The following is a 25,570-nucleotide window of genomic DNA, read 5'->3' as shown; positions in this document are numbered from 1 at the left end:
ATGGCAGGTTCTGCTCGCAGTGCGATGGCTGCCAAAGCGCTTCAGACGATACTCAATATCGGCCTGCTGGTGCTGGCGATCATTCTGGTGATTTTTTTAGTCAAGGAAACGTTCCATCTGGCGAAAGTGCTGCTGATCTCCAGCGAGAAAGATTCCTCCTATCAGTTGATAGAAGGCATTGTGATCTATTTCCTGTATTTTGAGTTCATTGCGCTGATCGTGAAGTATTTCCAGTCCGGCTATCACTTCCCGCTGCGTTACTTTATCTATATCGGCATCACGGCCATCATTCGCCTGATTATTGTCGATCACAAAAGCCCGTCGGATACGCTGGTGTATTCCGCGGCGATCCTGCTGCTGGTGTTTACGCTGTATCTGGCAAACAGTAATCGCCTGAAACGGGAATAGGAGAAACAGGAATAGTTGAAACGTGCCGCTATTCCAGCAGCGAGCATTGGGGCGGCAGCCGACAGTGAATCGCCGCGGGAAGCACCTCGATGTGGAAGCGTTTGGCGCTGAGCGGCTCGCCGTCCAGATTAAACGTCATATCGTCCGGGGCGGTGATCTCTAGCCACGGCAGGGTAGCGGAAATCATGTTCTGGTTTTCGCTGCCGGTGAACCAGGCTTGCAGCATATTCGGCAGCAGCTCGGTTGCCGACAGCACGCTCAGTTCCAGCAGCCCATCGTTGACCAGTGCCTCCGGGCAAAGCTGCTGTCCACCGCCAGCCTGACGACCATTTCCTACCGCGACAACCAGCGTATCCCCCGACCAGTGAAAATCCGGCCCGCGAATCTCACAGCGCTCGGCTTGCAGCATGTCCATGCGAAAGAGTGCGTGCAGCACGTATGAGGCGCTCCCGAGCGCAGCCTTCATCTTGGCTGGTGTTTCGGTGGTAATGCGTGTGGCAAATCCGCCAGTCGCCATGTTGATGAAGTAATGGCTGTCGTTCACCTTGGCGATATCAATCGCGGTGGCGCGGCCTTTGATCGCCAGCGTTAGCGCGTTGTGCATCTCCATTGGAATCTGACAGCTGGTGGCAAAATCGTTGGCGGTGCCCAGCGGCACAATTCCCAGGCAAGGACGCCCCGCTTCCGGCTGCATCGCTAAGGCTGCGGCGACTTCATTGACGGTACCGTCGCCACCAGCGGCGATCACGTTATCAGCGCTGAGCTGAATCGCCTCTTCGACATAGCGTTTAGCGTCGCCGTATTCCCAGGTTACGCGCACATGCAGCGTATAGCCGTCCTTGCGTAGCGCATCAATCGCTTCGCGAAGTTCTTCATTACCCGCACTTTTTCCATTCAAAATCAGCAGTGTGATTGGATTCTTTTCCATGTCTTATTTCTCTGGCTGCGATGTTGTCGTTAATTGGGTGTTTTCGTTAATTCAGCGGTCGTTAATTTACGGGTTAATTGACAGATTAATTCACAGATAGTGCAGTGAATATCGAAACGTTGCAGTTAAGCATAGACACTAAATCGGTAGGCAGATATCAGAAGAATCGGTGAATGTTTGCGGTGGGGAAATGGGTGAGCGTAAGAAAAAGAAAAGCCAGCTCAAGGGAGATTGAGCTGGCCAAGGAGGTGGTTCCTAGTAGTATCACTACGCTTATTTTTCGTTCTATGTTTTCTCAGCGACGCAATATTAACCACAAGGCTAGCGAATTGATGTGATCTGTTTCTAATATTCGTTAAAAAACCCTGAGCTTTGTAACGATACCTTTGGGTGGTTTACGCTCTTGTTCGTCGCAGGGAAGGTGCGGTGATAGGGGGGCATACCGTAAAGGAAAGAGGGGCTGACGAACGGGGTAGCCGGATGTACGAGACATCCGGCGATATTACCGGTTTATTCCGCGTTAGGATTACGCGTGGTGGTGCCCGGCAGATTGCGCAGCAGTAGCGCATAATCCAGCGAGACATCGTCCGGTACGGGCAGATAGACGATATGGCCGTTACCCGGCGCGACATCGGTCGGTTGCCCTTTGGCATTCTGCATGGTGTCGATGGTGAATTGAATATTGCCGTTCGGCGTCATCATCTCCACGCTGTCGCCGCAGGAAAATTTGTTCTTCACATTGACTTCCGCCAGCCCATCGCGGCGCACGCCGGTGAATTCACCGACAAACTGCTGACGATCGGAAACGGAATAGCCGTAGTCGTAGTTCTGGTAATCTTCATGCACGTGGCGACGCAGGAAGCCCTCGGTATAACCACGGTGTGCCAGACCTTCCAGCGTTTCCAGTAGCGTCGAATCGAACGGTTTACCTGCGACAGCGTCGTCGATGGCACGACGATAAACCTGTGCGGTACGGGCGCAATAATAGAATGACTTGGTGCGACCTTCGATTTTCAGCGAATGAACCTGCATTTGCGTCAGGCGTTCAACGTGCTGAATGGCACGCAGATCGCGGGAGTTCATGATGTAGGTGCCGTGCTCATCTTCAAATGCGCTCATGTACTCGCCAGGGCGCAGGTTTTCTTCCAGCATAAAGACTTTGTCGGTCGGTTCGCCGATGCCCAGTGCGGGTTCAACGTTTTTCACCGCGATAGGTTCGTGCTGATGGACGATATTCCCGACCTCGTCCTCTTTGCCTTCCTGAACCTTATATTCCCAGCGGCAGGCGTTGGTGCAGGTGCCCTGATTCGGATCGCGTTTGTTGATGTAGCCGGACAGCAGGCAGCGACCGGAATACGCCATGCACAGCGCGCCGTGAACGAAGATCTCCAGTTCCATATCCGGGACGTTCTGGCGGATTTCTGCAATCTCTTCCAGCGACAGTTCGCGGGACAGAATTACACGCGTCAGCCCCATTTGCTGCCAGAATTTCACCGTCGCCCAGTTGACCGCGTTGGCCTGAACGGAAAGGTGAATATCTATCTGTGGGAAGTTTTCCCGCACCAGCATAATCAGGCCCGGATCGGACATGATCAGCGCATCTGGCCCCATTTCGATCACGGGTTGCAGATCGCGCAGGAAGGTTTTCAGTTTGGCATTGTGCGGCGCGATGTTAACGACGACGTAGAATTTCTTGCCCAGCTCATGCGCTTCGTTAATGGCTTGCGCCAGCGTCTGATGGTTGAATTCGTTATTGCGCACGCGCAGGCTGTAGCGAGGTTGACCGGCATAAATCGCGTCCGCGCCATAGGCAAAGGCGTAGCGCATATTTTTCAGCGTACCGGCCGGAGAAAGCAGTTCCGGTTTAAACATGGTATCTCTCGATTCTGATCACAAGTCAGGCTGCTCCACGGCGGGAGCAGTAAAGGCGGAGGATTCTAGCGCTAATAGGGGGAAATTGCAGTAGACGACATACGAAATGTGGGGCCTTGTTTGACGTAAATCAATCGTTTGATGTAAATCAATTTTTTGACCTAAATAAAGAATGGCCTGCCATTAATAGAGCAGGCCAGATAACGCAGGATTAACGCGTCGCGATACGGGATTTTCCGAACGTTTCGCGGTTGTGGAGCTGATATAAATCGACCTGTGGGCCAGCCGGTATAATCTGCGTCGGGTTCAGCCAGGCAATACCGTAATAGCCTGCTTTGATGTGGTCGATATTGACCGTCTCCGCGACGCCCGGCCACTGATACAGCTCGCGCAGGTAATTCGACAGGCTCGGGTAGTCGGCAATGCGCTTCAGATTACATTTGAACGCGCCGTGGTAGGCCACGTCAAAACGTATCAGCGTGACAAACAGACGCCAGTCGGCCTCGGTCAGCGTGTCGCCGAGCATATAACGGTGGCTGCCCAGATGTTCGTCCAATTCGTCCAGCGTGGCGAAGAGCGTGGTGACAGCATCGTTATAGTGTTCCTGCGTTTTGGCGAATCCGGTCTTATACACGCCGTTGTTGACGTTGTGGTACACGGTTTCGTTCCAGCGGTCGATCTCGCTGCGCAGTTCCGATGGATAGAAGTCGAGGTGGTTGCCGGTCAGATCGTTAAATTCGCTGTTCAGCATGCGGATAATGTCCGCCGATTCGTTATTCACGATGCGTCCCTCTACCCGATCCCACAGCACAGGGACCGATACCTTTCCGGTATAGTCTGGCACGCTGGCGGTGTAGAGCTGGTGCAGGTAGTGAATCTCACCCACATGCTCGCCGGCATCCTGCGGGGTGGCAAATTCCCAGCCGTTATCCGCGATGCGCGGGTTGGCAACGGAGAGAGAAATGATGTTCTTCAGCCCTTTCAGCTTGCGGAAAATCAGCGTGCGCGATGCCCACGGGCAGAGATAGGAGACAAAAAGCTGGTAACGACCGGCTTCTGGCACCAGCTCGGTTTGCCGAAATTTGGTTTCTTCACGGTGGAACGCCCCGTTTTTGATCTCTTCCGCTGCGACATCGCCGTTAACCCATTTGCCATTCACTAAGCCTGACATCGTTTTTCCCCTTATCCGTTCTGTTGCAGGTGACCCAAGTCCCGCACGCCGTGCGGGGTGATACCCGTTATTATTGTAGGCTTAAAAGAGTAACAGCCTTGGGAAAAGAGAAAATGACAAAATTTTCATTAAGTCAGACAGTATTTTTGACCAGACTGGGAAGGCATTGGCTAACGTTTAGCCGCTAGCAGACCGTATAGCGCAGAGTCGGACACCTCGCCGTCGACGATCCAACGCTGTTTCAATAGCCCTTCCTGCGTGAATCCCAGTCGTTCCAGCGAGCGGGCTGAGGCCACGTTGCGGGGATCGATTTCGGCTTCCAACCGGCTGAGTCCCGCCGTTTCAAAGGCAAAATCCCGCAGCGCAGAGAGCGCTTCCGCCATATAGCCTTTGCCTTGCGCACTCGCCGCCAGACAGTAGCCGATTTCGGCGCGTTTAGACTCAATCTCAAGGTTGAACAGCACGCAGGTGCCGATCAGCTCGCTGCTTTCTTTAACTTCCAGACCCAACTTCATGTGCTGCCCGGCACACAGCGCGCTCCAGTATTCGTCAATCGCGTCGTGCGCCTGCTCGATGTGTTGCCAAGGCGGATGGTTCCAGAAGCGCATCACAACCGGATCGGACATAAAGACGAACAGCGCTGGTGCATCATCACGATAGAGTGGGCGCAGCAGCAGGCGAGGAGTTTCGATTTTGGTGGTTTCGGAAAATAGCGCAGTCATTATCGTGAAAGCCTCTTTTTCGTGTGGAATGAATAGGTGTGGAATGGAAGACGGTTATTCGGACAGATGGCCAGCTTGCAGTGCGGCAATATCGCCAGCTGCGATGATGTCCAGATGACGTGTGATTTTTTCTATCGGCCAGTTCCACCAACACAGCGTTTCCAGTGTATCGATGACGTCCGGCGCAAAACGCGGCTTCAGGATTTTGGCCGGATTGCCGCCGACGACCGTATAAGCGGGCACATCGGCGGTGACCACGGCGCGTGACGCAATAATGGCGCCATTTCCAATGCGGATGCCGGGCATGATCAGCGCGTCATAGCCAATCCAGACATCATTGCCGATGATCGTGTCGCCTTTGTAAGGTAGATCGCCGGGCTTGGGCGTTACTTTTTCCCAGCCGTTGCCAAAAATCTGAAACGGGTAAGTCGACAGGCCGGAAAGCCGATGATTGGCCCCGTTCATGATAAATTTTGCGCCACGCGCGATAGCGCAAAACTTACCGACGACTAATTTATCGCCGAGAAACGGATAGTGGTAGAGCACATTTTGCTCGAAATTTTCCGCGCCATCGGGATCGTCATAATAGGTGTAGTCGCCAATTTCAATATTCGGGTTGGTGACAATGTTCTTGATGAAACACACTTGGGGGAAACCGGCCATGGGGTAGCGGTTATCAGGGTCTGGTCCGTTCAACATGGTCTCCATAACATCATAAGTCGGTGGATGTTACACCTCATTACAGGGCGCGGCTTCCCAGCGATAGCCGATGCCGTATACCGTTCGGATAAATGAGGTCTCTTCGTCCAGCTGTTCCAGCTTGCGACGCAGATTTTTGATGTGGCTATCGATGGTGCGGTCGGTCACGACGCGGTAATCGTCGTAGAGCTTATCCAGCAGCGCCTCGCGGGAAAATACCTTGCCCGGCTCGGTGGAAAGCGTCTTGAGCAGGCGAAACTCCGCTGGCGTGAGATCGAGATTCTGCCCCAGATAGCTGGCCTGAAAGCCGCTTTTATCAATCAACAGGGCCGTTTCGGTTTTCTCGACGGCTTTCAGCCCGTCATTCTGCCAGCCGCAGCGGCGCAACAGCGTTCTGACGCGCACGACCACTTCGCGCGGGCTAAAGGGTTTACAAATATAGTCATCGGCACCAATTTCCAGCCCCAGCAGGCGATCGATCTCTTCGCTGCGGGCGGTGACCATGATAATCGGCACGTTGGAAAACTGGCGGATAGTGCGGCAGAGCGTCAGGCCATCGCAGCCCGGTAGCATTAAATCCAGCAAAATGAGGGAAGGGGAATGCTGCCGCACCCACTCGACGACATCATTGCCGTTGGGCAGCCAGTGCGTGGCATAGTCCGCTGCCTGAAGGTAATCCACCAGCAGTTGTCCCAATTTGGGCTCATCTTCGACGATCAGAATCGGTGATGCCATAGCGAAATCGGGTACGGTTGTCATAGCTCTGCTTATTTTCGGTGTCGTGAGTCGATCTTAATCAGGTTCGTGCAAGGGAAGCTCAATGGTAATCATCACTCCCCCTAATGGCGAATGTTCAGCATACAGCCGTCCGCTATGCGCCTCAACGATATTATTGCAGATCGCCAGCCCTAGCCCGGAGCCGCCGCTGGCGCGGTTGCGCGAACTTTCCGCACGGTAAAAACGCTCGAAAATTAGCGTGAGCTGCTCGTCGGTCACGCCGGGGGCGCTGTCCTGCCAGATAATCGCCCAGCGTTTATGCTGCTGAATAACCGTAATGGTCAACTGACCTTGCTCATCAGTGTAGCGCAGACTGTTTTCCAGCAAATTGTTAAACAGCTGACTTAGCCGGTCTGGATCGCCAAAGACGCCCGCCTGCGCGGGTAAATCAGTGGTGAGCGTAATCTGCTTTTTCTGGAAACGTTCATGAAACGCGGCGATAGCAATATGCAGAATTTGCACCACGTCTACAGAGGCCTTGCGGTAGGCCAGCGCTCCACGATCGGACAGGGTGAGTTGATGCAGGTCGTCCACCAGTTTGGTGAGCGTCGTGACCTCAGATTGGAGCGAGTGCAGAGAGTGTGAGTCGGGCTTGCGTACGCCATCCTGCAAAGCTTCCAGCTCGCCACGCAGCACCGCCAGCGGCGTGCGCAGTTCATGTGAGACGTCAGCCATAAACGCGCGGCGAGACTGTTCGTTTTTTTCCAGCGTGATGGCAAGCTGATTGAAATCCTGCGCCAGCCTGCCCAGTTCATCGTGCGAACTTGCCGTCACGCGGGTGCTGAAATCCCCCGAGGCCAAACTGTGCATACCGCTGACCAGCCGCTTGACGGGCGCGAGCAGGCCGCGCGCGGTCAGCCAGGTGGCGATAATCGCGAGCAGCGTCGAGAGTGCGACAATCAGCCAACTGGTGCGCTGCTGCTGCCTGTCGAAACTGATGTCGGCGTTGCGGGTCAGTCGCTCAACGGGCGAGGCAACAATCCAGCCGACCGTCTGGTTTTGTACCTGAATCGGCTGCCAGGTGCCTTCATTCGGGATCGGTGCCGGAGAGCCGAACAGCTTGCGTTTGCCGGTATCCAGCACCCAAAGGCGCACCCGCAGCCCCTGCATGCTGTTGTCGGTGTCGTTGTTCTGGTCCAGCGAATGCAGCATTTTGAACACCAGACGCTCATTGTTGCGCAGGAATGACCAGTCGCCGTGCAGCTGATATTGCTCCGCCAGCGCATCGCGCAGTTGCGTGACCCGCTGTTCGTTGCCGCGCTTAATGTAGTCGATAAAGCCGCGCTCGAAGCTGGCGCGCACGCCCCAGTGCATAGTAATCAGCACCAGCATGCAGGTGGCGAAGATCGCGAGGAACAGCTTGGCGGTGATTCCGAATTTCATGACAACCTCACGATTTGCGCGGCAGCGTGGACTGCTTGACGCCGTCCGTCGGGACGCGGTTAAAAATCAACACGGGCAGGGCGATGATGACGATCATGCTGAGATAGGTGTAAATAAACACCATGTGCGTTTCTCCGCTGCCCGCCGCCATGTGCGGCTGGGAAAACATGCCGAGCAGAATGCCTGCGATACTGACGCCGAGGCTGGTGGACAGTTGCATGGTCATCGACAGCAGGCTATTGCCGCCGCTGGCGAGCGTATCTGGCAGATCTTTCAGTGTTAGCGTGTTCATGGTGGAGAAGCGAACGGCGTTCACCGTACCGAGGAAGAACAGCACAATCGGGATCATCCAGATCCATTTCATCAGCGCAACCAGAGCAAACAGCGCCGTGACCAGCGCCAGCAGCAGCGTGGAGACAATCAGCACGCGGCGGTAGCCGAGTCGGTTGACGACCTGCACCACGATCCGCTTCATTCCCATGCTGCCTAGCACCATCGGCACCATCATCAGCCCGGCATGGAACGGAGAAAAGCCCATTCCCAGTTGTAAAAACAGCGGCGTCATAAACGGTAACATGCCACTGCCGATGCGCGCCAATAGCCCACCGCTCAGGCCGATAGAGAAGGTCGGCGTATCGAACAGATGCAGATTAAACAGCGCCCGTTTGTTGTGACGAGCGTGCAGCCAATAGCTCAATAGCGCGATCAGCCCGACGGCGATCAGCGCGAAAATGGCAATCGGCGGAATGCCCAGGCTGCGGTTGCCGTCCAGCGCCAATGTCAGTGTGGCCATACCGACGGCAAGCCAAAGGAAGCCGCTGATATCAAAGCGCTGCGTTCGCATGGTGTAATTGGGCATCAGGAACCAGGTGGCAAGCGCGCCGATGATGCCAACGGGCAGGTTGATGAGGAAGATCCAGTGCCAACTGGCGTATTCCACCAGAAAGCCGCCGAGGGCTGGCCCCATTAATGGGCCAATCTGGCCGGGCAGCGTCACGAATGTCATCGCCGCCATATACTGATCGCGCGGAACGATTTTCATCACCGTCAGGCGGCCAACCGGCACCATCATCGCGCCGCCAATACCCTGAATGACGCGTGAAATCAGCAGTTCATTCAGCGTTTCCGAACGGGCACACAGCAGCGATCCGAGTGTAAACAGCAGAATCGCGGTGAAAAAGATGTTCTTCACGCCGATGCGATCGGCCAGCCAGCCGCTGGCAGGCAGCATCACCGCGACGGTCAGCACATAGGAAACAATCACCGAATGCATATGCAGCGGGCTTTCATTCAGACTCGAGGCCATCGAAGGCAGCGCGGTATTCACGATGGTGGTATCCAGCGTCTGCATAAAGAAGCCAAAGGCAACAATCCAGAGCTGCCAGCGGACGGAAGCCGGTTGGGTCATATTCCTTGACCCTCTGAATTGTTGAATACATTGGGCATAGTCGGTGGTGTCCTCACATTTCGCATGGTGCTCTCAAAGCACGAATATTATTATCTCGGAGAGGTTTCGTGCGCTTAACATTTGTTTTTCTCTGCATGCTTTCTGTATACGCACGACACAGGGGCGCTCAGTCGCCGCCGCCCTGTGAACCCAGGCTGTTTGGCGGGAAATGATGCCGCTTCGCGGTTCCTTCGTCGTCAATGTTCTCCTGTTCGGACCGCCGCTGACGCGTTCCCGACGCGGCAGCGACTTTCGCGGCGTCCTGCCGCTCATCCGAGAGAGCATCTCCTCCTCAGCATCATTTACGCCAAGGTGGGAGTACGTTGCGAGCTATATATTCCTTTTCTGTCACTTCGTGTGCTTAACATTTTTTCCTGGCGTAAAAAATTGTACTGAGACGGAAGCTGGCTCACGGGTGAGTGGCATGGACGCCACGAAAGGCAGTGCCGCGCCGGGAGCGCGTCACTGGCGGCCCGTAAAGAGACTGCTTTCGGTGAAGGCACCGCGTAGCGGTACAATTTAGCGCCACAAGCCAGGGTTCCAAGGGCGACGGCAATTGAGCCGCCCTTGGTCGGGTGCGTTCGGGGCGCTACCAGAAAAACAGCGAACGTTACGCGCACGAAACCTCCCCCTGAAATAGCATGTTATTAGCTCTTTACCGTTACTCATGTGCAGTCATGATAGTGACAAATCCAGCCGCTCATCCGAGAGAGCATCTCCTCCTCAGCATCATTTACGCCAAGGTGGGAGTACGCTGCGAGTTAAGCGCACGAAATATCCCCATAAATAGCATATTAATTAGATAGCTAACGCTAATCCTATTCCGTCACGACAGTGACAAATCCTTCTCCGGGACTTTGCGCCGAATATTCCTCAGCTTGTCGAAAAACAGATACACCACCGGGGTGGTATACAGCGTGAGGATTTGGCTCATCACCAGCCCGCCGACAATCGTGATGCCGAGCGGTTGCCGCAGCTCTGCACCGTCGCCACTGGTCAGCACCAGCGGCAGGGCGCCAAACAGCGCGGCTAACGTGGTCATCATAATCGGGCGGAAACGCAGCAGGCAGGCCTGGAAAATCGCATCCTGCGCGCTCAACCCGCCGCTGCGCTGTGCTACCAGCGCAAAATCCACCATCATGATCGCGTTCTTCTTCACGATCCCAATGAGCAGCATGATGCCAATCAGCGCCACCAGACTAAACGGTGCACCGAACCACTCCAGCGCCAGCAGTGCGCCCACGCCCGCGGAGGGTAGAGTGGACAGAATCGTCAGCGGATGCACGTAGCTCTCATACAGCACGCCGAGCACGATATATACGGTGATAATCGCCGCCAGAATCAGCAACAGCTGGGAAGACTGTGACTGCTGGAACGCCTGTGCCGTACCGGAGAACTGGCCGCGTACCGCTGATGGCACACCCAGCGACGTCATGGTTCTTTCTATCGCCGCCGTCGCGCTGGACAGATCGGTGCCTTCCGGCAGGTTAAAAGAGATCGTCGAGGCGGCCGACAAGCCCTGATGGTTCACCGACAGCGGGGCGTTGATCGGCTTCCAACTGGCGAAGTAAGAGAGCGGAATGGGCTTACCTTCGTTATTTATCACGAACATCTTGTCCAGTGAACTGACGTCCTGCGTGTAGGCGTCGTCCACTTCCATCACTACCTTATATTGGTTTAGCGGCTGGTAAATGGTCGAAATCTGACGCTGTCCAAAAGCGTTATTGAGTAGCGCGTTAGCGGCAGAGACGCTGATGCCGAGCTGCGCCATCGCATCGCGATCGTAGGTGAGTGCCATTTCCGCGCCTTTATCCTGCTGATCGGAGTTCACGTCGGCCAGCTCGGGCAGTTTGCTGAAAGCAGCACGAATCTTGGGTTCCCAGATACGCAGCTCGCTCAGATCGTCAGACAGCAGCGTGTACTGGTATCCGGCGCTCGATTCGCGCCCGCCGATACGGATATCCTGCACCGGCATTAAAAACAGGTTGGCACCGGGCTCTTTTGCCAGCTTGATGCGCAGGCGGCTGATTACCTGCTGTGCCGACACATCACGCTCGGACAATGGCTTAAGCGAGATAAACATCGACCCGCTGTTGGTACGCGATCCGCCGGTAAACCCGTTCACGTTATCCACCGCCGGGTCGCTGCTAACAATGGTCATGAAGTTCTGGAGTTTCACCGTCATGGCCTGAAAAGAAATGCTCTGGTCGGCCTGAATGAAGCCCATCAATCGGCCCGTATCCTGTTCCGGGAAGAAGGTCTTCGGAATGCTGATATACAGCCAGACGTTGAGTGCGATGGTGCCCAACAGGAGCAGCAGAACCCAGCGCGCATGGTTGAGCACCCATTTCAGCGATCGTCCATAGCCTTGTTGCATCGCCAGCAATACACGATTAAAACCACGGGTACGCGGCTGACTGCGTTTGGGCACGGCGCGCAGCAGTCGTGCGCACAGCATCGGCGTGAGCGTGAGTGAGATCAGCAGCGAAATCATGATCGCCGCTGACAGCGTGACGGCGAATTCACGGAATAGCCGCCCCGGCAAGCCGTCCATCAGCAGGAGTGGGATGAACACCGCAACCAGCGACAGGCTCATGGATAAGACGGTGAAACCCACTTCGCGCACGCCCTGAAGCGACGCCTGTAGCGGCTTCATGCCAGCTTCGATGTGGCGGGAAATATTCTCCAGCACCACGATGGCGTCATCCACCACGAAGCCAGTGGCAATGGTAAGCGCCATCAACGACAGGTTATTCAGGCTAAAGCCGCACAGGTACATCGCTGCAAAGGTGCCGATCAGCGATACCGGTACGGCCAGTGCCGGAATAGCGGTGGCTCGGCCGGAACGCAGGAACAGGAAGACGACCAGAATAACCAGCGCGACGGCGATAATCAGCGACTGCTCGACTTCCGCCAACGAGGCGCGAATGGTGGGCGAACGATCCTGCGCGACATCCAGCTGTATTTCGGCGGGTAGGCTGGCACGCAGTTCCGGCATCGCGGCGCGGATATTGTCTACCGTGGTGATAATGTTGGCATCCGGCGCGCGGCGAATCATCACCAGAATTGCAGGCTTCGCGTTCGCCATCCCTGCGTTACGGGAATTCTGCACCGAATCTTCTACCGTGGCGACGTCGCTCAGGCGGACGGCAGCGCCGTTGTTGTAGTGGATAATCAGCGGCGCGTAGGCGTCAGCGGTTTTGAGCTCATCGTTAGTTTGTATCTGCCAGCTTTTCTGGCTGCTTTCCACATTCCCCAGCGGCTGACGCACGTTTGCCTGCGCAATAGCCTGCCGTACCTCATCGAGAGAAATGCCCTGATTAAACAGCGCCACTGGATTCAGCGCGACGCGTACGGCGGGCAGGGAACTCCCGCCGATGGAGACATCGCCGACGCCTTCCATCTGAGATATTTTCTGCGACAGCTGGGTCGAGGCAAAGTCGTACAGCTGCCCCTGACTGTAGGTGTCCGAGGTTAGCGTCAAAATCATGACGGGGGCGTCGGACGGATTGACTTTGCGGTAGGTCGGGCGGCTGGACATGCCGGATGGTAACAGATTCTGTGCCGCGTTAATGGCCGCCTGTACATCACGCGCCGCGCCGTTGATATCCCTGTCGAGGTTAAACACCAGAATGACGCGCGTGCTGCCGAGCGAGCTGGTGGAGGTCATTTCGTTAACGCCTGCGATCCTGCCGAGCGCGCGTTCCAGCGGCGTGGCGACAGCAGACGCCATCGTTTCTGGCGAGGCACCGGGCAGCGAGGCGCTAACCGAGATCACCGGGAAATCCACCTGCGGCAGCGGTGACACCGGCAACAGGCGGAAACCTAGTACGCCACAGAGCGCGATGGCCAGCGTCAGCAGTAAGGTTGCGACGGGGCGGTGGATGAACAGGGCGAAGAACTTCACTCGGTTTCTTCCTCCTGACGCGGCGCACGGCGGAAACGCGTCGCCAGACGATCAAACAGCAGGTAGATCACCGGTGTCGTAAACAGCGTCAGGATTTGGCTCATGATCAGGCCGCCGACCATACAGATCCCCAGCGGCTGGCGCAGCTCCGCGCCAACGCCGGTACTCAGCATCAGCGGCAGCGCACTCAGCAGCGCCGCCATCGTGGTCATCAGAATCGGTCGGAAACGCAGCAGACAGGCCTGATAAATCGCGTCATACGGTTTCATGCCCTGTTCTCGCTCCGCCGCCAGCGCGAAGTCGATCATCATGATGGCGTTTTTCTTCACGATCCCGATGAGCAATATGATCCCGATAATGGCGATCACATCCAGTTCATTCCCCGCCATCATCAGCGCCAGCAGCGCGCCGACGCCCGCCGTTGGCAGCGTAGACAAGATGGTGATCGGATGAATAAAGCTTTCGTACAGCACGCCGAGCACAATGTACATCGCGACAATTGCCGCCACGATAAGCCATACGGTGCTGCTCAGCGCCGACTGGAACGCCAGCGTACTGCCCTGAAAACGGGTAGTGATATCCGCCGGCAGGTTCATCTGCTGCTCGGCTTGCGTGATCGCATCAACCGCTTCGCCCAGCGCATAGCCTTTCGCGACGTTGAAGGAGATCGTCGTCGATGGGAACTGGTCGATATGGTTGATCGCCAGCGGCCCCTGACGCTCTTCAACGGTGGCAATGCTGCTGAGCGGAATGGTCCCGCCGTCGCTGCTGATGAGGCGCACGTCGTTCAGCGCGTCCAGACCGGTGTTGTTCGTCGTATCGTGCTCCAGCACTACGCGGTATTGGCTGGCCTGCGTATAGATGGTGGAAACCAGACGCTGACCAAAGGCGTTGTACAGCGCACTGTCGACCTGTGACATCGTGATGCCCAGACGGCTGGCGCTGTCGCGGTTTACGTTGACGTAGGCGACCGCGGCGCCGTCTTGCCAATCGCTGCTGACATCCTCTAGCTGCGGCAGCTTTTGCAGCTCGGTCATTAGCTTCGGTACCCACTGGCTCAGCTCGTCCAGCGACATCGCCTGCAACGTAAACTGGTACTGCGTGCGGCTGATTTGGGTGTCGATGGTGAGATCCTGCACCGGTTGCAGATACAGCTGGATGCCGGGGATCTGTGCCGTTTGCTGTTGCAAACGACTGATGATCTCTGGAATACGTTCGCTGCGTTCACTGAGCGGTTTCAGGTTGATTTGCAGTCGGCCGCTGTTTAGCGCGGCATTCGTGCCGTCAACGCCGATGAACGAGGACACGCTCTCCACCGCCGGATCTTTCATGATGATGGAGGCGACGCGCTGCTGGCGGTCGGCCATATTACTGAACGAGACCGTCTGCGGTGCCTGCACGGTGCCCTGAATGATGCCGTTATCCTGTATCGGGAAGAAGCCTTTCGGAATCCAGATGTAGAGCAAAACCGTTAGCAGCAGCGTACCCAATGCGACGCTAAGCGTCAGCCACGGATGGTTCAGCACTTTGCGCAGCCAGACGCCATAGGCATCAATCAGGCGAGTGAAGAACCGTTCGCTGGCGCGGGTAAAACGGTTCTGTTTACGCAGCGACTGATGACTCAGCATTCGAGCGCACATCATGGGCGTTAGCGTGAGCGACACGACGGCAGAAATCAGGATAGACACCGCCAGCGTGACGGCAAACTCGCGGAACAGACGTCCGACGATATCGCCCATAAACAGCAGCGGGATCAGCACGGCGATGAGGGAAAACGTCAGAGAGATAATGGTGAAGCCGATTTCCCCCGCGCCTTTCAGCGCCGCGTTAAGCGGCTTTTCCCCTTTTTCGATATAGCGGGCGATGTTTTCAATCACCACGATGGCATCATCCACCACAAAACCGGTGGCGATGGTGAGCGCCATGAGCGTCAGGTTATTGATGGAGAAGCCGAGAAAATACATCGCAGCAAAGGTGCCAATCAGCGACAGCGGCACGGCAATGCTGGGGATCAGCGTAGCAACGGCGTTACGCAAGAACAGGTAAATCACCATCACGACCAGCGCGATAGCTAACAGCAGCTCGAACTGGACGTCTTTCACCGAGGCGCGAATGCTGGTGGTGCGGTCAGTCAGCGTGGTGACCTCGACGGAGTTCGGCAGGCTGGCTTTCAACGCGGGCAGCATCTTGCTAATACTGTCCGTGGTTGTGATGACGTTGGCACCTGGCTGGCGCTGAACGTTGATAATGATCGCCTGCTGCCGATTCGCCCAGGCACCGAGATGAATGTTCTCGGCGGCCTGCTCAATCGTCGCGACATCCTGAAGCCGCACCGGCGCGCCGTTTTTCCACGCGACAATCAGCTTGCGGTAATCATCAACGGATTTCATCTGATCGTTGGCGGAGAGCGTGACCGAGCGCGTAGGGCCGTCCAGACTCCCCTTGGCGGAATTCACGTTGGCGGCGGTAATGGCGGTGCGGATCGTTTCGCTGGTCAAACCGTACGCCGCCAGTGCTGGCGCGTTAAGCCTTACCCGTACCGCCGGACGCTGCCCACCGGCTAACGACACCAGTCCGACGCCTGCCACCTGCGAGATTTTCTGCGCGATACGGTTGTCCACCATGTCCTGAACTTGTGTCATCGACATGGCGCTGGAGGTGACGGCCAGCGTCATAATCGGCGGATCCGCCGGATTCACTTTGCTGTAGGTTGGTGGGTAGGGCAGATCGTTAGGTAGCAGGTTGTTGGCCGCATTGATGGCGGCCTGCACATCCTGTTCGGCGACGTCTAGCGACAGCTCAAGCTGGAATTGAAGCGTGATAACGGATGCGCCGCCTGCGCTCTGCGTCGACATCTGTTTCAGCCCGGACATCTGGCCGAACTGCCGCTCCAGCGGCGCGGTAATCGCGGAAGTCACCACGTCGGGGCTGGCACCGGGATACAGGGTAATAACCTGAATCGTCGGGTAATCGACTTCGGGCAGGGCAGAAACTGGCAGCGCCCGATAGCCGATAATACCGGCCAGCAGAATGGCGATCATCAGCAGCGTCGTGGCAACCGGACGCAAAATAAACAGGCGCGACGGCCCGCCGCCGCTGGCTGGAACGGTATCCTGCATCAGGATTTCTCCCCAGCGATGGCAGGCGTTTTCTCCGTCAGCGCTGAAGGCACGATTTCTACTTTCGCCCCTTCGGTCAGGCGGTCGATACCGTCAGTCACGACCTGAACATTGGCGTCCAGCCCAGCGGTCACCACAACCAGCTGGCCGTACTGAATGCTGGTAGTCACCTGACGCTTACTGACTTCGTTTTTATCATTCAAAATCCAGACGAAGCGGCCTTCATTACCCATTTGTACGGCGGCGGACGGCGCGACGACGGCGTTTTTCAGCGTGTCGACCTTCATACGGATATTCACGAACTGGTTCGGGAACAGGGCATCGTCCAGATTGTCAAAACGCGCTTTGAGTTTGATTGTGCCCGTCGTGGTGTCGATCTGGTTATCCATGCTCAGCAGGATGCCCTGCGAAAGTTTCGTTTGATTGGCGCGATCCCAGGCTTCCACCACGGGTGGCTGACCTGATTTCTGCGCGCTCAGAATCGTGGAGATTTCCGCTTCTGGCACGGTAAAGACGATATCGATAGGGTAGGTCTGCGTAATCACGACAATGCCGTTGGTGTCGCCGCTGGTGATGTAATTCCCGACATCGACCTGCTTTAAACCTATCCGACCGCTGATTGGGGCGGTGATTTTGCTGTAATCCAACTGGAGTTGCGCGCTGGCCACGGCACCTTCATCGGCTTTTAGTGTTCCTTCCGCCTGACGTACGGCGGCGGTCTGCGCATCTAACTCCTGACGGGAGATCAGGTTGGTTTTCACCAACTGCTGATAGCGCGCTAAATCCTGCCGGGCGTTAGCCAGTGCGGCCTGATCTTTTGCCAACTGTCCCTGTGCCTGCGTCAGCTCAACCTGAAAAGGACGAGGGTCGATTTCTGCCAGCAGGTCGCCAGCCTTAACCTGTTGCCCTTCCTGAAAGTGCAGCGCCATCAACTGACCGTTCACCCGACTGCGCAGCGTCACGGTATTGGCCGCCGTCACGGTACCTAAACCGGATAGATAATAGGGCACGGAAGCGGATTGCGTCAGCGCAGCCTGCACGGGGGCCAGCGTGCGCATGGCGGCACGGCGTCCACCACCACTGCTGTTGCTTCCCGAATGTGACGTACGGGCGGCGTGCTGCTCACCCGCACCGGAGGCGGCAGGTGGCGTCTGGGTAAAATGGCGCCAGATCAGTACGGCAATAGCGATAACGGCGGCAAGTACCAGCAGGCCTCGGATACGTTTGGCATTCATAGTGATGGATTACTCTCTCCAGGTTGCGCGGGAAGCTCGGCGTAGCCGCATACTTCACGCTGCATGTGCGTTGGCTGTCATACCCAGCACGTTAGTAGACCAATGGCCTTATTTTACTAGTTTAAACAGGAGATGCCGGATAAAAATGAAGGAAATGTGGAAGATATGTCAGGGTTTGTAGGAAAAAGAATCCGGCAGCACAAGGCCGCCGGATAGAGATAAGAATTTTATAACGTGATGAAGGATTACAGCACCAGACCCGCGATAGCAGCGGAAAGGATGCTCACCAGCGTAGAACCGTAAACCAGTTTCAGGCCGAAACGGGAAACCACGTTGCCCTGTTGTTCGTTCAGGCCTTTAATCGCGCCGGCAATAATACCGATGGACGAGAAGTTGGCGAAGGACACCAGGAACACAGACAGGATACCCACGCTGCGTGGAGACAGTTCGCCAGCCACTTTTTGCAGTTCCAGCATCGCCACGAATTCGTTAGAAACCAGTTTGGTCGCCATGATGCTACCAACCTGAAGGGCTTCGTGAGATGGAATACCCATGATCCAGGCGAACGGATAGAACGCGTAGCCGAGAACTTCCTGGAAGCTGATGCCAAAAATGGCGCTGAAAACGGCGTTGACCGCGGCAATCAGTGCAATGAAGCCGATCAGCATCGCGGCAACGATAACGGCCACTTTGAAACCTGCCAGAATGTATTCGCCCAGCATTTCAAAGAAGCTCTGATTTTCATGCAGAGTACCCAACTGCAATTCCGGCTCTTCACCGACTTTGTAGGGGTTAATCAGCGACAGCACGATGAAGGTACTGAACATGTTCAGAATCAACGCGGCAACCACGAATTTGGCATCCAGCATGGACATGTACGCACCGACGATAGACATCGAAACAGTCGACATGGCGGTCGCGGACATGGTGTACATGCGTTTTTCAGACATCTTGCCCAGAATGTCTTTGTAGGCAATGAAGTTTTCGGACTGGCCGAGAATCAGTGAACTGACTGCGTTAAAAGATTCCAGTTTACCCATGCCGTTCACTTTGGACAGGACCGTACCAATCGCGCGGATGATGATGGGCAGCACTCTAATGTGTTGCAGGATACCGATCAGCGCGGAAATGAAGACGATAGGGCAGAGGACTTTAAAGAAGAAGGAAATCAGGTTCTTCTCACTGTTAACCATGTCACCGAATACGAAGTCCGTCCCTTGACCTGCAAATCCGAGTAGTTTGTCGAACAGCGCTGCGACCCCTTTGACTGCGCCTAATCCAATGTCCGAGTACAAGAAGAAATAAGCGAGCAGAATTTCGATGACGAGTAACTGAATAATAAAACGAATACGAATACTTTTACGATCGCGGCAGACGAGTAGCGCCAGCGCCGCAACAACAACCAGCGCCAGAATAAATTGCGCGATATGGGACAGGGACATGTGTGCTCCAAATATGAGGCAGGCCTAATTTTCCACGTCATTTTATGTAACGCGTGCATTAAAAATGAGAGGAAGAACGCAAAAAAACAATTATACCTTGGGATTTTACCTAAACTAAATGCTACGTCTCGTTATTCGCACTTTTCTACTCATTCATTATTCTTATTCCACACATACTCGTCATCCTTCAAGTTGCATGTGCGTTGGCTGCGTTCAGTCACCCGAGTCACTTACTTGAGTAAGCTCATCGGGACTCCCTCGCTTGCCGCCTTCCTGAAACTTGAATTATTTAGGGTATAGAAAACGAACCGCCGTGTTCTGCATTGCAGGCTGGCGGGGTTTTTTCATGATGTTTTCTGCATGATTCAAAAGGAGAGTGATTATGTCAGTATCAAATACCACACGTGAGCTTGGACGTTCTGGAATCGTGGTGCCGCCTTTCTCGTTCGGCGGCAACGTTTTTGGCTGGACGGTCGATCAGTCGACATCGTTTAGCCTGCTGGATGCGCTGCTGGCGCACGGACTGAATTTCATTGATACCGCCGATGTTTATTCGCGCTGGGCACCCGGTAATCAGGGCGGTGAATCTGAAACCATAATCGGCAACTGGCTGAAAAAAAACGGCCAGCGCGACAAGGTCATTCTTGCCACCAAAGTGGGGATGGATTTGGGCGATGGCAAGAAAGGGCTGTCCCCTCGCTATATTCGTCAGGCGGTTGAGGCTTCATTGCAGCGCTTGCAAACTGACTATATCGATCTTTATCAGGCACATGCTGACGATAAAGACACGCCGCTGGAAGAAACGCTGGCGACGTTTGATGCACTGATTAAAGAAGGAAAGGTACGCGCGATTGGTGCGTCCAACTACAGCGCGGCACGTCTGGCTGAGGCGCTGAAAGTCAGTAAGGCCAACCATTTGGCGCGTTATGAAACGCTGCAACCGGAATACAATTTGTACGATCGGCAGGGCTATGAAGCTGCGCTAGAACCGCTGGTGCGTGAGCAGGGGATTGGGGTCATTAGCTATTATTCGCTGGCTAGCGGGTTTCTGTCGGGCAAGTATCGTCAGCCGAAGGATGCATCGAAAAGTGCCCGCGGACAGGGCGTGGTGGAGAAATACCTGAACGAGCGCGGCCGCACCATTTTGGAAGCGTTGGATAGCGTGGCGAATGCACATCAGACGACGCCGTCGCAGGTTGCGCTGGCATGGCTGATCGCTCGTCCGAGCATCACCGCCCCGATCGCCAGTGCGACATCGCTGGATCAGGTCGCTGAACTCGCGGGTGCGACCCGGCTGGTGCTGCCAGCAGAAGATATCGAGTTGCTGGATCGTGCGAGTCGTTATTAGGAAGCGGCTTTCTTCGTCACACTTTTATATGCGGGTGTGGACATTACATGCAGATGTGGAAATGGTTTCGTGCGCCATAATTCCGTCATTTTCATGCTGCTTCGTAGCACGCGCCCGACATAGGGGGCTCGCCAGCCCCCTATGAACCCCGGCTTTTGGCGGGAATTATGCCGCTGACGCGGTCCCATCGGTGTTCATGACCGCTAATCGAGCCACCAGTGACGCGTTCCCGACGCGGCACTGGTTTTCGCGACGTCCTGTCGCTCACTCGGCGGCCAAGCTCACCGCTGCATAATTTTTACGCCGGATAACGGCAAGGTACTCATACATTCACAACATTTATCGCGCACGAAACTGCCTCAATCGTGGCATAAAAAGACCGCGGCCAAGCAGACCTAAAACCGCTACCGCGCTTCTGCGCCATCATCCTCAAACCAGGCGGCTAGCTCGCGGCGTAGGTTATCCGACTGGGTGCCGAAGATGGCCTGTACCTGATGGCCGACGATGATCACGCCGATAGCCCCCAGTTTTTGCAGGCTGTCGCTGTTAACTAGCCGTAGGCTATGAACCTCGACCCGCAGGCGGGTGATGCAGGCATCCAGACTGACGATATTTTCTTTGCCACCAAAGGCGGTTACCAACTGCTGCAAGTTTTCTTTGTCTAGCGGTGAAGCGATTTCAATTTCGGTAATTTGCTTACCCAACATTGACGCGAACAATTTCCGAAAATTGTGAATCTTGCCCATCGTAGTCACCTCTTCGTTTGTTTATCAGCATGCGTATGATAATGCCGTTCACGTAACATTACTGTTAGGCAAAACACGGTGATGACGTTCCGTAGGAACCTCTGCACCGTGCCCGCCCGGTATCGTAATGCTTAACTAACAAGTATGAATCTTACTGCAATGCGCGACGTAGGATCCGGCAGCCGTAACCTGACAGGTCGAGCACCCCTGAAAGTGTGCTGCCAGTGGTCATTTCTTCGTATACGGCAGGCAGCGTGATCTGCTGCGGCGTTGCCGTGTAATTCTGTACGAAGATAAACTCACTTTCCCCGTCATCACGACGATGAGCCACAATGCCGTAAGGCAGATCGGTCGGCAGCGCTCGCGGTAAATCCAGCGTCTGTATCAGCGTAGTGAAGAAATCACGCTGGAAGGTGAGATCGTTGCGCGACGCGATGTAATAGGCTTGACCCTTGCCGTAATCATTGACCGTAACGGCCGGACGTCCAGCGTAGAAATCGCTGTCATAGGTTGCCAGCGCCCGCGCACCTTCGAGATGAATCAGCTCGCACAGGTGGGTGACCTGATACGGGCCGACCAGACCTTGTTCGTTACCGCTCAGACCGCTGATGCTGTTGCTTTCATGATCGTACAGCCCGTCAATTTCTTCCGCCCAGATTCCCATGATAGGACGCAGCGGACCGGGGAAGCCGTTTTGGTGGCACAGATCGGTTTCGTTGACGACGCCAGACCAGTAGGTGGTGACGAAGCGGCCGCCTTGTTTGACGAAGGCATCGACGCGTTCGGCAAAGCCATCGCGCACCATGTAGAGCATCGGGGCGATGACGAGCTGATAGCCGCTGAGATCGACATCGGCGTTGATGATATCTACCGCCACGCCCTGTTCCCAGAACGTACGATAATGTTCGGTGACGGTTTTTTCGTAGAACAGCCCTGCGTTGCGCGGCCCTTGGGCGTTGTCCATCGCCCAGCGGCTTTCCCAGTCGAAAATGATGGCGACTTTGGCATCAACACGACTGCCTGCCACCGGCGCGAGTTTGTTGAGAATGTCACCCAACTCCTGCACTTCACGCCCGACGCGGGTGTCGATATGTCCGACATGATCGACGACGGCACCGTGAAATTTCTCAACGGAACCACGGCTCTTACGCCACTGGAAATATTGCACAGAGTCTGACCCGTGTGCGACGGCCTGAAGTGAAGACAGGATATGCATTCCCGGCTTTTTCAGTTTGCTGATCGGCTGCCAGTTGGTCAGGCTCGGCGTTGACTCCATCAGGTAGAAAGGCTTCCCACCTTTTAGCGTACGCATCAGGTCGTGATACATCGCGGTGTAGGCACCCAGCGTGCAGTCATCTTCCGCGTTATGCCACAGCGGGTAGCTGTCCCAGGAGATAAAGTCGATCACTTTCGCTAACTGCCAGTAGTCGTAATCATAGAAATATTCCATGAAGTTCGTCGTCGCTGGCAGAGACGGATTTTCGGCTTTTAGCGGCGCAATTTCGGCGGCACAGAAATCGCTAACCTGTGAGGTGTTAAAGCGTTTCCAGTCCAGATTCAGGCCGTGAATCGACATTTCACCGATAGGCGATGGGGGCTCTAACTGCGACCAGTCGGTGTAGGTGTGGCTCCAGAAGGTGCTCCACCATGCTTTATTCAGCGCGTCTATCGTGCCGTAGCGGGCTTTCAGCCAGTTTTGGAAGGTGCTGCGGCAGGTATCGCAATGGCACTCTCCACCGTATTCGTTGGAAATATGCCAGCCGATCACCGCAGGATGGTTCGAGTAACGTTTTGCCAGCTGGGTGTTGATTTGTTTCACTTTCTCGCGATAGTTCGGTGAGCTCAGGCAGTGGTTATGGCGACCGCCGTGCAGCGCCCGCACGCGGTTGCTGCCCACGCGCAACACGTCAGGGTATTTCTGCGAGAGCCAGGCTGGGCGCGCACCGCTTGGTGTCGCCAGAAAAACGAAGATACCGTTGGCATGCAGTGTGTCGAGGATGCCGTCCAGCCAGCCAAATTCGTAGCGGCCTTCTTCCGGCTCAATCCCGGACCAGCTAAAAATGCCCACGGACATGACGTTGCACTGGGTCTGCTTCATCATCTCAATGTCTTTTTCCAGAACCTCGGGATCGTCCAGCCATTGGTCAGGGTTATAGTCTGCGCCGTGCAGCAGAACAGGCACCTTGCTGCTTAATGGGGGAATTTGAACATCGTTCTCTCCTAAACGGGTTGTCAACGCGTTGAATACGGTTTACGGCTTACTTAAACGCTTTGATGGAAGGCAGGACGTTGCCTTTGCAATCGAACAGCGCCTGATTTTCCCGCGCGTTGCCTTCCTTCCATTCGTCGTTGTTGTATTTCATGCCAGCTTTCGTAGCCCAGGTTGCGCCGGGAGTCGGCAGCCAGATTGGCTCCCAATAGAAGACGCCTTTGCCGCGTTGGTTGGGGACGTTGATGACGCTTTGCATCAAATCGTGCAGGTAATTGGCCTGACCCTGAACGGAGGCCGGGTAGCCGCCTGCATCCAGCTCTTTTTGCTGGAAGCTGTTTTCTGCGTTATCGCAGTTTTCCAGCGTGTAGGCATAAGCTGCTTCAACCACAATGATGTCTTTATTGTAGCGCTTGGTGACGTCGTTCATATTGTACTGCAACGCGCTGATAGGGCCGTTCCAGTAGGTGTAGAACGAGGCACCAATCACATCAAACGGGACATTACGTTTGACGATTTCATCGAACCACCAGATAAAGGTGTCGTTTTTGGTGCCTTCCGCCAGATGCAGCATGATCTTGACGTTATTCGCGCCCTGTACGTCCTTCACGCCCTGAATACCGGCTTTCAGCAGCGCCGCGAGGCGATCGAATTCACCGCCACCCTGACCCCAGCTTTTTCCTTCCGGCCACAACATTCCGCCGTTCAGTTCGTTACCGATCTGCACCATATCCGGCATGACGCCCGCTTTCTGGAATTCGCTAATCGTGGCTTTGGTGTAGTCATGTACGGCAGTCGTGAGCTGCGCGACGTTGAGGCCAGACCAGGCTTTGGGCTTGTTTTGGTGGGCCGGATCGGTCCAGAAATCGCTGTAGTGGAAATCCAGCAGCACTTTCATACCGTTCGCTTTGGCGCGTTTAGCCAGCGCCAGCGTGGTCGCCAGATCGTTATTGCCGCCGCCGTAACCATTGCCTGCCGCATCTTTCGGATCGTTCCAGATACGCAGACGGATATAGTTAATGCCGTTTTCTTTCAGGATCAGCATGGCGTCTTTCTGCTTGCCATGCTCGTCATAAAATTTTCCGCCGTGCTTTTCCACCTCGTTCAGCATGGAAATGTCCGCGCCTTTAATGAAGTCGGCAGGGACGTTCGTCAATGCGTTGATCGTCACATTTTCTGCGGCATACAGGGTTTGCGGCAGGGAGACAGTCAGCAGGCCAGTGGCGAGCATGGCGGCCATCAGTACGCGTTTTTTCATTTTCATTTTACGTTCCTGGAATTTGTACAGATGTTGAGTAATTACCCTTTGGTTCCGCCGGAAGTCAGGCCGGAGACAAAGTACTTTTGCAATGAAAGATAAAGAATGGCGACTGGCACCGCGATCAGCACGGCACCCGCGGCGTAGGTGGTGTAGCTGGCACCCATCTTCTGCGAGACCAGGTTGTACAGCCCGATGGGCAGCGTGTACTGATCCGGCGTACGCAGGATGGTGCTGGAGAGAATGAAATCACCCAGCGGACCGGTAAACGAGAACAGGGCGATCACCGCGATGATCGGCTTGGACAGCGGCATGATGATCTCGATAAAGATGCGGAAGTTACCCGCGCCGTCCATACGCGCGGACTCATCCAGATCTTTCGGAATGGCATCCAGATAGCCTTTCATCAGATAGGTGTTCATCGGGATCATGCCGCCGACGTAAACCAGCACCAGCGCAATATGGCTGTTCACCAGCCCCAGCATCTGTGCCAGTACGAAGATGGCGATCAGGGCAGAGAACTGCGGAATCATCTGCAACAGCAGAAACAGCATCAGCCCGTTCTGGCGACCGCGAAAGCGGAAGCGAGAGAAGGAATACGCGGTGAAACTGACGCTGACGAGCGTCAAAATCATGGTCAGGAAGCTGATCTTCATCGAGTTCCAGTACCACGCGGCGTAGTCAATCTGGCCGTTAAACAGCTCCTCATAGTGAATGAAGGAGAAGTTATCTGGGATGATCGAGGTGTTGAGCAGGCTGTTGCCGGGGTTCAATGACGCGCCTACCGTCCAGATCAGTGGATAAATAATGATGACCGCCACGATCGTCAGCAGCAGGTAGGTCAGGCCGAGTTTGATAAAATTCTGGCGTTTAACGCTGTGTTTTTTCATCTGCGCGCT

The 25,570-nt window shown here is 55.3% G+C and carries 18 protein-coding genes; 2 read left to right on the top strand and 16 right to left on the bottom strand.

The features are described 5' to 3' along the window. On the top strand, window positions 1–408 hold the full coding sequence (gene psiE, locus BJJ97_RS20550) for a phosphate-starvation-inducible protein PsiE (RefSeq protein WP_039512906.1): 408 nt from the start codon (window positions 1–3) through the stop codon (window positions 406–408). A gap of 28 nt (window positions 409–436) precedes the next feature. Here psiE and yegS read toward each other — a convergent pair whose 3' ends face one another. The 12 genes from yegS to BJJ97_RS20490 form a co-directional block, all read right to left on the bottom strand. Beyond that, window positions 437–1,336, bottom strand: coding sequence for a lipid kinase YegS (yegS, locus tag BJJ97_RS20545; protein ID WP_095995162.1), 900 nt, complete (start codon window positions 1,334–1,336; stop codon window positions 437–439). Between the two features lie 510 nt (window positions 1,337–1,846). After that, a complete protein-coding gene (gene trhP, locus BJJ97_RS20540) occupies window positions 1,847–3,208 on the bottom strand; it encodes a prephenate-dependent tRNA uridine(34) hydroxylase TrhP (protein ID WP_039486474.1) in 1,362 nt (453 codons plus the stop codon). A 211-nt stretch (window positions 3,209–3,419) separates the two neighbouring features. After that, window positions 3,420–4,379, bottom strand: a complete 960-nt coding sequence (locus BJJ97_RS20535; RefSeq protein ID WP_095995161.1) for a glutathione S-transferase family protein — start codon at window positions 4,377–4,379, stop codon at window positions 3,420–3,422. 170 nt (window positions 4,380–4,549) lie between these two features. After that, window positions 4,550–5,101: a GNAT family N-acetyltransferase gene (locus tag BJJ97_RS20530; protein ID WP_095995160.1), complete on the bottom strand. Its 552-nt coding sequence runs from the start codon at window positions 5,099–5,101 to the stop codon at window positions 4,550–4,552. 54 nt (window positions 5,102–5,155) lie between these two features. Further along, the gene (locus tag BJJ97_RS20525; protein ID WP_405083395.1) at window positions 5,156–5,800 is read right to left on the bottom strand and encodes a Vat family streptogramin A O-acetyltransferase; all 645 of its coding nucleotides are present in this window, start codon (window positions 5,798–5,800) and stop codon (window positions 5,156–5,158) included. A gap of 30 nt (window positions 5,801–5,830) precedes the next feature. Continuing rightward, on the bottom strand, window positions 5,831–6,559 hold the full coding sequence (gene baeR / locus BJJ97_RS20520; RefSeq protein ID WP_095995158.1) for an envelope stress response regulator BaeR: 729 nt from the start codon (window positions 6,557–6,559) through the stop codon (window positions 5,831–5,833). A 33-nt stretch (window positions 6,560–6,592) separates the two neighbouring features. Then, on the bottom strand, window positions 6,593–7,960 hold the full coding sequence (gene baeS, locus BJJ97_RS20515) for an envelope stress sensor histidine kinase BaeS (protein WP_095995157.1): 1,368 nt from the start codon (window positions 7,958–7,960) through the stop codon (window positions 6,593–6,595). A gap of 7 nt (window positions 7,961–7,967) precedes the next feature. After that, entirely contained in the window at window positions 7,968–9,368 is a 1,401-nt protein-coding gene (mdtD, locus tag BJJ97_RS20510) for an MFS transporter (protein ID WP_095995156.1), read from the bottom strand. An 865-nt stretch (window positions 9,369–10,233) separates the two neighbouring features. After that, window positions 10,234–13,314, bottom strand: a complete 3,081-nt coding sequence (gene mdtC, locus BJJ97_RS20505) for a multidrug efflux RND transporter permease subunit MdtC (protein ID WP_095995155.1) — start codon at window positions 13,312–13,314, stop codon at window positions 10,234–10,236. Beyond that, a complete protein-coding gene (locus tag BJJ97_RS20500; RefSeq protein WP_095995154.1) occupies window positions 13,311–16,433 on the bottom strand; it encodes an MdtB/MuxB family multidrug efflux RND transporter permease subunit in 3,123 nt (1,040 codons plus the stop codon). The genes mdtC and BJJ97_RS20500 overlap by 4 nt, the downstream gene beginning before the upstream one ends. Continuing rightward, a complete protein-coding gene (locus BJJ97_RS20495) occupies window positions 16,433–17,668 on the bottom strand; it encodes an MdtA/MuxA family multidrug efflux RND transporter periplasmic adaptor subunit (protein ID WP_095995153.1) in 1,236 nt (411 codons plus the stop codon). The genes BJJ97_RS20500 and BJJ97_RS20495 overlap by 1 nt, the downstream gene beginning before the upstream one ends. A 245-nt stretch (window positions 17,669–17,913) precedes the next feature. Next, complete coding sequence (locus BJJ97_RS20490) at window positions 17,914–19,104, bottom strand: NupC/NupG family nucleoside CNT transporter (RefSeq protein WP_095701948.1); 1,191 nt, start codon at window positions 19,102–19,104, stop codon at window positions 17,914–17,916. A gap of 388 nt (window positions 19,105–19,492) precedes the next feature. On the opposite strand from BJJ97_RS20490, the gene BJJ97_RS20480 reads away from it, so the two are divergent. After that, window positions 19,493–20,458 (top strand): aldo/keto reductase, encoded by a 966-nt coding sequence (locus BJJ97_RS20480; RefSeq protein WP_095995151.1) that lies wholly within the window; start codon window positions 19,493–19,495, stop codon window positions 20,456–20,458. A 404-nt stretch (window positions 20,459–20,862) separates the two neighbouring features. Here the strand turns inward: BJJ97_RS20480 and BJJ97_RS20475 are convergent, their stop codons facing one another. The 4 genes from BJJ97_RS20475 to BJJ97_RS20460 form a co-directional block, all read right to left on the bottom strand. Next, entirely contained in the window at window positions 20,863–21,204 is a 342-nt protein-coding gene (locus tag BJJ97_RS20475; RefSeq protein WP_010301002.1) for a glucose PTS transporter subunit EIIB, read from the bottom strand. A gap of 151 nt (window positions 21,205–21,355) precedes the next feature. Continuing rightward, the gene (locus BJJ97_RS20470) at window positions 21,356–23,440 is read right to left on the bottom strand and encodes a beta-galactosidase (protein WP_319424410.1); all 2,085 of its coding nucleotides are present in this window, start codon (window positions 23,438–23,440) and stop codon (window positions 21,356–21,358) included. A gap of 22 nt (window positions 23,441–23,462) precedes the next feature. Continuing rightward, a complete protein-coding gene (locus tag BJJ97_RS20465) occupies window positions 23,463–24,677 on the bottom strand; it encodes a glycoside hydrolase family 53 protein (RefSeq protein ID WP_095995150.1) in 1,215 nt (404 codons plus the stop codon). Window positions 24,678–24,712: 35 nt separating this feature from the next. Further along, window positions 24,713–25,561 (bottom strand): sugar ABC transporter permease, encoded by an 849-nt coding sequence (locus BJJ97_RS20460; protein WP_039474975.1) that lies wholly within the window; start codon window positions 25,559–25,561, stop codon window positions 24,713–24,715. Window positions 25,562–25,570: the final 9 nt, after the last annotated feature.

Origin of the sequence: Pectobacterium polaris (assembly GCF_002307355.1) — a bacterium.
Taxonomy (GTDB): domain Bacteria; phylum Pseudomonadota; class Gammaproteobacteria; order Enterobacterales; family Enterobacteriaceae; genus Pectobacterium; species Pectobacterium polare.
This window is presented reverse-complemented; position numbering and strand designations above follow the sequence as displayed.